Annotated in this window: 10 protein-coding genes and 1 tRNA gene; 2 read left to right on the top strand and 9 right to left on the bottom strand. The window is 63.7% G+C overall.

Going from position 1 to position 7,878, the window contains the following annotated elements; all coding sequences use genetic code 11:
- The 8 genes from nuoF to ACOJTD_RS03410 all read right to left on the bottom strand — a co-directional run.
- Positions 1-1,271 (bottom strand): NADH-quinone oxidoreductase subunit NuoF (gene nuoF, locus ACOJTD_RS03445; RefSeq protein WP_420131536.1); only part of this gene is annotated, 1,271 nt, incomplete at its 3' end.
- An 18-nt stretch (positions 1,272-1,289) separates the two neighbouring features.
- Positions 1,290-1,505 (bottom strand): hypothetical protein, encoded by a 216-nt coding sequence (locus tag ACOJTD_RS03440; RefSeq protein WP_420131537.1) that lies wholly within the window; start codon positions 1,503-1,505, stop codon positions 1,290-1,292.
- Complete coding sequence (gene nuoE, locus ACOJTD_RS03435; protein WP_420131535.1) at positions 1,502-2,251, bottom strand: NADH-quinone oxidoreductase subunit NuoE; 750 nt, start codon at positions 2,249-2,251, stop codon at positions 1,502-1,504. Before nuoE ends, ACOJTD_RS03440 begins: the two co-directional genes overlap by 4 nt.
- Before the next feature lie 2 nt (positions 2,252-2,253).
- A complete protein-coding gene (locus tag ACOJTD_RS03430) occupies positions 2,254-3,222 on the bottom strand; it encodes an FkbM family methyltransferase (RefSeq protein WP_420131534.1) in 969 nt (322 codons plus the stop codon).
- Positions 3,219-4,424, bottom strand: a complete 1,206-nt coding sequence (locus ACOJTD_RS03425; protein WP_420131533.1) for an NADH-quinone oxidoreductase subunit D — start codon at positions 4,422-4,424, stop codon at positions 3,219-3,221. Before ACOJTD_RS03425 ends, ACOJTD_RS03430 begins: the two co-directional genes overlap by 4 nt.
- A 42-nt stretch (positions 4,425-4,466) precedes the next feature.
- A complete protein-coding gene (locus tag ACOJTD_RS03420; protein ID WP_420131532.1) occupies positions 4,467-5,081 on the bottom strand; it encodes an NADH-quinone oxidoreductase subunit C in 615 nt (204 codons plus the stop codon).
- Between the two features lie 12 nt (positions 5,082-5,093).
- Positions 5,094-5,690, bottom strand: coding sequence for a NuoB/complex I 20 kDa subunit family protein (locus tag ACOJTD_RS03415; RefSeq protein ID WP_054160662.1), 597 nt, complete (start codon positions 5,688-5,690; stop codon positions 5,094-5,096).
- Positions 5,691-5,701: 11 nt separating this feature from the next.
- The gene (locus ACOJTD_RS03410) at positions 5,702-6,067 is read right to left on the bottom strand and encodes an NADH-quinone oxidoreductase subunit A (protein WP_054160663.1); all 366 of its coding nucleotides are present in this window, start codon (positions 6,065-6,067) and stop codon (positions 5,702-5,704) included.
- Positions 6,068-6,422: 355 nt separating this feature from the next.
- Between ACOJTD_RS03410 and ACOJTD_RS03405 the strand changes: the two genes are divergently transcribed.
- Positions 6,423-6,617, top strand: coding sequence for a hypothetical protein (locus ACOJTD_RS03405; RefSeq protein ID WP_420131531.1), 195 nt, complete (start codon positions 6,423-6,425; stop codon positions 6,615-6,617).
- Positions 6,618-6,977: 360 nt separating this feature from the next.
- Here ACOJTD_RS03405 and ACOJTD_RS03400 read toward each other — a convergent pair.
- Positions 6,978-7,054: transfer RNA gene (locus tag ACOJTD_RS03400), tRNA-Asp, on the bottom strand.
- Positions 7,055-7,301: 247 nt separating this feature from the next.
- Here ACOJTD_RS03400 and ACOJTD_RS03395 point away from each other — a divergent pair.
- On the top strand, positions 7,302-7,613 hold the full coding sequence (locus ACOJTD_RS03395; protein WP_054160665.1) for an HU family DNA-binding protein: 312 nt from the start codon (positions 7,302-7,304) through the stop codon (positions 7,611-7,613).
- The last annotated feature ends 265 nt before the right edge of the window (positions 7,614-7,878 follow it).

Below are 7,878 nucleotides of genomic sequence, written 5' to 3'. Positions count from 1 at the left end.
AAGCTGCGCCCGCCATGATCGACCATGTACTCGAACTCGTGCCGGTAGTGCTTGACGAAGCTCTGCACCGGCCACGCGGCGGCATCGCCGAGCGCGCAGATGGTGTGGCCTTCAACCTGTTTCGTCACTTCGAGCAGCATGTCGATCTCGCGCTTGTGGGCGCGGCCTTCGACCATGCGGCTGAGCACGCGCCACATCCAGCCGGTGCCTTCACGGCACGGCGTGCACTGGCCGCAGCTCTCGTGCTTGAAGAAGTAGCTGATGCGGGCGATCGCGGCGACGACGTCGGTGGACTTGTCCATGACGATGACGCCGGCGGTGCCGAAGCTCGACTTCACCGCGCGGGTGCCGTCGAAGTCCATGATCAGCTCCTGGCAATCCTCGGCCGGGATCAGCGGGCACGACGCGCCGCCGGGAATGATCGCCAGCAGATTGTCCCAGCCGCCGCGGATGCCGCCGCCGTGCTTCTCGATCAGTTCACGGAACGGGATGCTCATCGCCTCTTCGACGACGCACGGCGTGTTGACGTGGCCGGAGATGCCGTAAAGCTTGGTGCCGACGTTGTTCGCCCGGCCGATGCTGGAGAACCACGCTGCGCCGCGGCGCAGGATGTCCGGCGCGACGGCAATCGATTCGACGTTGTTGACCGTGGTCGGGCAGCCGAACAGGCCGACATTGGCAGGGAACGGAGGCTTCAGCCGCGGCTGGCCCTTCTTGCCTTCGAGGCTCTCCAGCAGCGCGGTTTCCTCGCCGCAGATATAGGCGCCGGCGCCGTGCGCGACGTAAAGATCGAACGGATAGCCGTGGACGTTGTCCTTGCCGATCAGCTTGGCCTCGTAGGCCTGATCGATCGCCGCCTGCAGATGCTCGCGCTCGCGGATGAATTCGCCGCGCACGTAGATGTAGCCGGTATGGGCGCCCATCGCGCAGCCGGCGATCAGGCAGCCTTCGACCAGCGTATGCGGATCGTGCCGCATGATCTCGCGGTCCTTACAGGTGCCCGGCTCGGATTCGTCGGCGTTGACGACCAGATAGCTCGGCCGGCCGTCGGCATTGTCCTTCGGCATGAAGGACCATTTCAGGCCGGTCGGGAAGCCGGCGCCGCCGCGGCCGCGCAGGCCCGACGCCTTCATCTCGCTGATGATCCAGTCGCGACCTTTGTCGATGATCGCCTTGGTGCCTTCCCACTGGCCGCGACGGCGCGCGCCCTTGAGGCCCCAATCGTCGAGGCCGTACAGGTTCCGGAAGATGCGGTCCTTGTCGTCGAGCATGGCTTGCGACGTTCCCTGTCAGCGATTCGATTGCATGTAAGCGAGCCCGGCGGCGCATCCCCCGAAGGTGAGCGCCCAGATCAGGCTCGACTCGAATGTCGCGCTCAGCGCGTAGCGCTGCAGCACGAAGATGAAGACGGCCGCGACGACGGCGTGCATCGCGATGTAGAGCGGCTTGCTCATCGGTACGATCCCCACGGCCCTGTCCCGGCCGGCTCCCATCGGCGCGATCATGGCGGGTTCTTTTCGGAGGCGTCGGCGGCCGGCGCCTTCGGCGCGGGCCGTTCCTGCACGTTGGCAGCCTCGCCGGCCCGCTTCGGCTCGGCATCGGTCAGCGCCGGCCCGTCCTTGTCGGCGGGCGCGACATTGATGCCGCCGGTCTTCAGCGTCGTCGGGCCCGTGCTAGGCGCAGCGAACTGACGGCCGTTCTGCGGACCCGGCTTCGGCGGATTGCCGGCGGCGAAACCGTCGATCACCTTGTTCAGCAGCTCCGGCGTCAGGTCCTCGTAGGTGTCCTTCCAGATCTGCACCATCGGCGCGTTGACGCAGGCACCGGCGCATTCGACCTCTTCCCATGAGAAGTCGCCGTCGGCCGATAGATGGAAGGGATCGTGATGGATGCGGTTCTTGCAGACTTCGATCAGTTCACCGGCGCCGCGCAGCATGCAGGGCGTGGTGCCGCAGACCTGAACATGCGCCTTCTTTCCGACCGGATTGAGCTGGAACATCGTGTAGAAGGTCGCGACTTCCAGCGCGCGGATGTACGGCATCTCGAGCATGTCGGCGATGACACGGATCGCAGCTTCGGGCAGCCAGCCGCCGCACTGCTCCTGCGCCCGCCACATCATGGCGATCACCGCCGAGAACTGGCGGCCGGGCGGATATTTGCCGATTTCGCGCTGCGCCCAGGCGAGGTTTTCCTCGGTGAAGGCGAAGCTGGCGGGTTGCAGCTCTTTGGGAGCCAGACGACGGACGGACATGATCAGTTTCTCATCGCGCGTTTGGCCGCGCTCGCATTCAGGTTTTCAATTCGGGCCTGCCAGAACGCACTCGCGGTTCCGACGACGTTGTAGCCGACATTCGATGCGACCTTGATCCGGTCGAGGATCGCGAGGTCCACGACGGCCTCGAACTGGTTGCTGCCGGGGTCGTACACCGCCAGTTTCAGCGGCGTATGTTCGAGAATGAAGCGTGACACGGTGTGAGCGCGGTCGCTGCCGTGCTCTTCGCACAGGATCGCGGTGTCGGCCTGCAGCAGCCGCTCGCCGCCACGGATCGCGTCGATCTCGACACCCTCTACGTCGAGCTTGACCAGGTACTTGCCGTCGATCGCGAGCTGGCCGTCGTCGAGCAGGTCGTCGAGGCGGATCACCGGCACTTCCTCGCCCGTCTCGTCGTTGCCGACGATGCTGAGCGCTTCGTGCTTGGTGCCCGACAGCCGCGCGGTGCCGCGCGTGGCGCCGATCGCGCATTTCATCACGTCGAAGCGGTCGCCGTTGACCTTGGCGTTGTGGGTCAGCCGCGCGAAATTGGCACCAGACGGTTCGATCGCGATCGTGCGGTGCGCGCCGAACGGACGGCTCGATACCAGCACCGACCAGTAGCCGTAATTCGCCCCGCAATCGACGAAGGTATAATCGACGTCGGCCGAATGCGCGAACAAAAGGTCGAGCTCGATTTCGTAGCGATAGGAACGCTCGAGCAACTTGCTCCAGTATCCATCGCCGTAGGGGAACACAAAGGTGGCGTCCGGGTTGAGCTTGATCGCGATGTCACGTTCCGGCAGCGCCTTGCGCATCAAATTCGCCGCGGCATTGTAGCCACGATACGAGAACGATGACGACACGCGTGCGCCCATCACCAGCGCGCACGCGGCCAGGCGCTCAAGGGCGCTTGCCCCCTCGAGAGCGCCGGTCGCGCGGTCAAACTGGATGGGCGCAGGAGCGATCACCGATCGACCTCTCCGAACACGATGTCGAGCGAGCCGAGGATGGCCGACACGTCCGCGAGCAGATGGCCGCGGTTCATGTAGTCCATCGCCTGTAGATGCGCGAAGCCCGGCGCGCGGACCTTGCACTTGTACGGCTTGTTGGTGCCGTCCGAGACCAGGAACACGCCGAACTCGCCCTTCGGTGCTTCGACGCCGACATAGACCTGACCGGCCGGCACGTGGAAGCCTTCGGTGTAGAGCTTGAAGTGATGGATCAGCGATTCCATCGAGCGCTTCATCTCGGCGCGACGCGGCGGGAAGATCTTGTTGTCGTCGACCGCGACGCGGCCCTGCCCGTCCGGAGCACGCAGCTTGGCGATGCACTGCTTCATGATCTTGACCGACTGCCGCATCTCTTCGACGCGAATGCAGTAGCGATCGTAGCAGTCGCCGTTCTTGCCGATCGGAACGTCGAAATCCATTTCGGCGTAGCACTCGTAGGGCTGCGCCTTGCGCAGGTCCCAGGCGGCACCCGAACCGCGCACCATCACGCCGGAGAAGCCCCACTTCCATGCGTCGTCGAGCGAGATCACGCCGATGTCGACGTTGCGCTGCTTGAAGATGCGGTTGTTGGTCAGCAGCGTTTCGAGATCGTCGACGGTCTGCACGAAGTTGTCGCACCAGACGTCGATGTCGTCGATCAGCTGCTTCGGCATGTCCTGATGCACGCCGCCGACGCGGAAATACGCCGCGTGCATCCGACTGCCGGAGACGCGCTCGTAGAACATCATCAGCTTTTCGCGCTCTTCGAAGCCCCACAGCGGCGGGGTCAGCGCGCCGACGTCCATCGCCTGCGTGGTGACGTTGAGCATGTGCGACAGGATGCGGCCGATCTCGCAATACAGCACGCGGATCAGCTGCGCCCGGCGCGGCACCTCGATGCCGAGCAGCTTCTCGGTCGCGAGGCAGAAGGCGTGCTCCTGATTCATCGGCGCGACGTAGTCGAGCCGATCGAAATACGGGATCGCCTGCAGATAGGTCTTGGCCTCGATCAGCTTCTCGGTGCCGCGATGCAGCAGGCCGATATGCGGATCGACGCGTTCGACGACTTCGCCGTCGAGCTCCAGCACCAGCCGCAGAACGCCGTGCGCTGCCGGATGTTGCGGGCCGAAATTGATCGTGAAGTTGCGAAGACCAGCGGCCTCGGTAGCAGCATCAGCCATGACACGAGCTCCGCGCGTCTGCGAACGATGAGGTACGAGCGATCACGGCTTCACTCCCGCCTTCTCGTCTCCCGGGAGGATCGGATAGTCGGCGCCCTCCCAGGGCGAGAGGAAATCGAATTTGCGGAATTCCTGGTTGAGCCGCACCGGCTCATACACCACCCGCTTCTGGTCGTCGTCGTAACGGACCTCGACGAAGCCGCTGAGCGGGAAGTCCTTGCGCAGCGGATGGCCGTCGAAGCCGTAGTCGGTCAGGATCCGGCGCATGTCCGGATGCCCGGTGATGACGATGCCGTAGAGATCGTACACCTCACGCTCGAACCAGTCGGCGCCCGGAAACTCGCTGATGATCGACGGCACCAGCGTGGTTTCGCCGACCTGCCCCACCAGCCGCACCCGCTCGTTCAGCGTCGGCGACAGGAAGTGGTAAACCATGTCGAACCGCAGCTCGCGGCCCGGATAGTCCACTGCAGTCACGTCGATCACGCTGACGAAGCGGAGACGCGGATCGTCGCGCAGCACCCGCACGACGTCCACGACCTTCAGCGGATCGATCGCGATCTCGAGCTGTCCGTGCGCAACCGAGTGACCGAGCGCAGCGCCCGGCAAGGCGGCCACGATCGTCTGACCAAGGGTGTCGAGCCCGTTGTCGTCCATAAAGTAGCCTTCTTAGCGTTCGATCGTTCCGGTCCGACGGATCTTCTTCTGCAGCAGCAGCATGCCGTACAGAAGAGCCTCGGCGGTGGGCGGGCAGCCCGGCACGTAGATGTCGACCGGCACAACGCGGTCGCAGCCGCGCACGACGGCGTAGGAATAGTGATAGTAGCCGCCGCCGTTGGCGCAGGAGCCCATCGAGATGACGTAGCGCGGCTCCGGCATCTGGTCGTAGACCTTGCGGAGCGCGGGTGCCATCTTGTTGGTCAGCGTGCCGGCAACGATCATCACGTCAGACTGACGCGGCGACGCACGCGGAGCGAAGCCGAACCGCTCGGCGTCATAGCGCGGCATCGACAGCTGCATCATCTCGACGGCGCAGCAGGCGAGACCGAAGGTCATCCACATCAGCGAGCCGGTGCGCGCCCACGTGATCAGGTCGTCGGTCGCGGCGACGAAGAAGCCCTTGTCGGACAGTTCGCGATTGACGTTCTGGAAGAACGGATCATCGGCGCCGATCGGCTTGCCGGTGTTCGGATCGATGATCCCGCGCGGCGCCGGCGCGATCAGCGGCTGAGCACCAACCGGAGTAGCCGACGGCGTCTGCTGCATCGAGGCTGGCCTCAATCCCATTCCAGTGCACCCTTCTTCCACTCATACGCGAAGCCGACGGTCAGCACGCCGAGAAACACCATCATGGACCAAAACCCGGTCGCGCCCAGCTTCCCGAACGCCACCGCCCAGGGAAACAGAAACGCGACCTCGAGATCGAAGATGATGAAGAGGATCGCGACTAGATAGAACCTCACATCGAACTTCATGCGAGCATCGCCGAAAGCGTTGAACCCGCATTCATAAGCTGAGAGTTTTTCCGGATCCGGCTGCTGATAGGCGACGGCGAATGGCGCCACCAAGAGCACAAAGCTCAGACCAGCCGCAACCACAATAAACACGACGATTGGCAGATAACTCGGCAGAATGCCGCTCATTACCGTTCCCTATCCCGCGGTTGTGCACCGCCGCAGACTCGTTTGCATTTGAATTGTTCTACCTCCGCTTAGCGCAGTGCAACAGGGGGCGCAAGACAAGCTGTGTTGACAACGAGGTAACGGCCTATCCGGACAAGACATGGGTTCTCCCGGACACATGCGCAAACAGCGGTTCACACCTTCAGCGACATCTCCGCGGCGAGGCATCTTCGGCTGAACCGCGGATCGTATACCAGTCGGAAACCATACCCGCAGCCGACGAAACCATTTCCCGGCCCGGCGAAACTATCCTGAAACACACGCCGCCTAAGAGTCCAATCGTCGAAGCAGCAGCACGCTCTTCGCGGAGGCGGCAATGAATCACTCAATTCATTCAGCGGATCGCGCGACCCACCTGAAGATCGTGGTGGTGGCTCTTGTCGCCGGCATTACGGTGGCGGCCCTTGGAATTTCGGCTCGCGTCGGCGCCGACTACAGCCAGACGGCTCACGTCGTGAAGGCCACCAAGCAGATCACCGTGACGAGCTCCGAGACCTCGACCGTGAGATAGGCGCGGCTGCGCTTTGGCGCATCGCCCCTCACACAGGCTTGACGACGGCCGCCCATCGGGCGGCCGATTTGTTTCCGGAGGTCCCTCGCCTTCTTCATGCGCGTCCGTTGACGACGATCGCGACGAGGCCGCGGCGTAGGCCGATCCCCAACTTCTGCACAACGTGCTGAATGAAGTGAGAAGATCGCAGCCGGCGACCCGGACCTCACAACAGCGGTCACGCTCAGCGCGCCTCGCCCGCCTGGCCGCATCAACGGCAACGCGACAACTAAAGCGTAAAAGGCGCTTCAGATCGATCAGACCAAATTGTCGGGGTGATTTCTGCGGGTGTCGCCAAACGCCTGACTTAACGAGGCTAAATGGCGCGAGAGACGGGGCTCGAACCCGCGACCTCCGGCGTGACAGGCCGGCGCTCTAACCAACTGAGCTACTCCCGCGTGGTTTGCGTCCCGCGCAGGCGGTCGATCTACCGGGGCGTCATCGGCAAGTCAAGCCGATTACGCAGAGGTTGTGGGTTTACATCCACAGCGTCGCGGTTGTCCTTTGCTTTCGGTGCTTTTTGAACAGCCGATGCGAAAAATGCGCTGTTTTCAGGGGAAACAGCGTATGCAGGCGCCACCCGAATCGTTTAAGGCCTGCTACGTCTTAGTTTCCTAAGCCGCTACATAACCCGGAGGGCTAAATATGGCGAAGAAAGCAGTTGCGAAAGCCGCAACCCCCACGACCGTTACCCTGAAGCATCTCGCCGCGGCGCTGGCCGAGGAGCACGAGCTGTCGAAGAAGCAGACCGAGGCGATCCTCGGCGACATGGTCGCCCGCATCACCAAGCACCTGAAGAAGGGCGAGCGTATCCGCATCGTCGGCCTCGGCATCCTCCAGGTCCGCAAGCGCGCCGCCCGCACCGGCCGCAACCCGGCCACCGGCGAGACCATCCAGATCAAGGCCAGCAAGAAGGTCGCGTTCCGCGCCGCCAAGGAACTCAAGGAAGCCATCTAAGGTTTCCGATTCGACATTCGCGATCCCGGCCGGCCGCCCTGCGGCGGCCGGGGTCGCGGCTTCTGAACGGCTCCATGATTCGGCCGTTTGCAATCCCCACAGTCCGGGACGATTTTCAGGACAGCGGTGCAAGGCAGTGACCCGGCAGTGAGCAGTTCACGCGACAGCATCGCCTTCAGCCACGGCGTCACCGAGCGCTTCCTGCGCTACGTCGCGATCGACACCCAGTCCGATCCCGCCTCTCCCACCTGCCCTTCGACAGAGA

It is taken from the genome of Rhodopseudomonas sp., assembly GCF_048594845.1.
GTDB lineage: Bacteria > Pseudomonadota > Alphaproteobacteria > Rhizobiales > Xanthobacteraceae > Rhodopseudomonas.
This window is presented reverse-complemented; position numbering and strand designations above follow the sequence as displayed.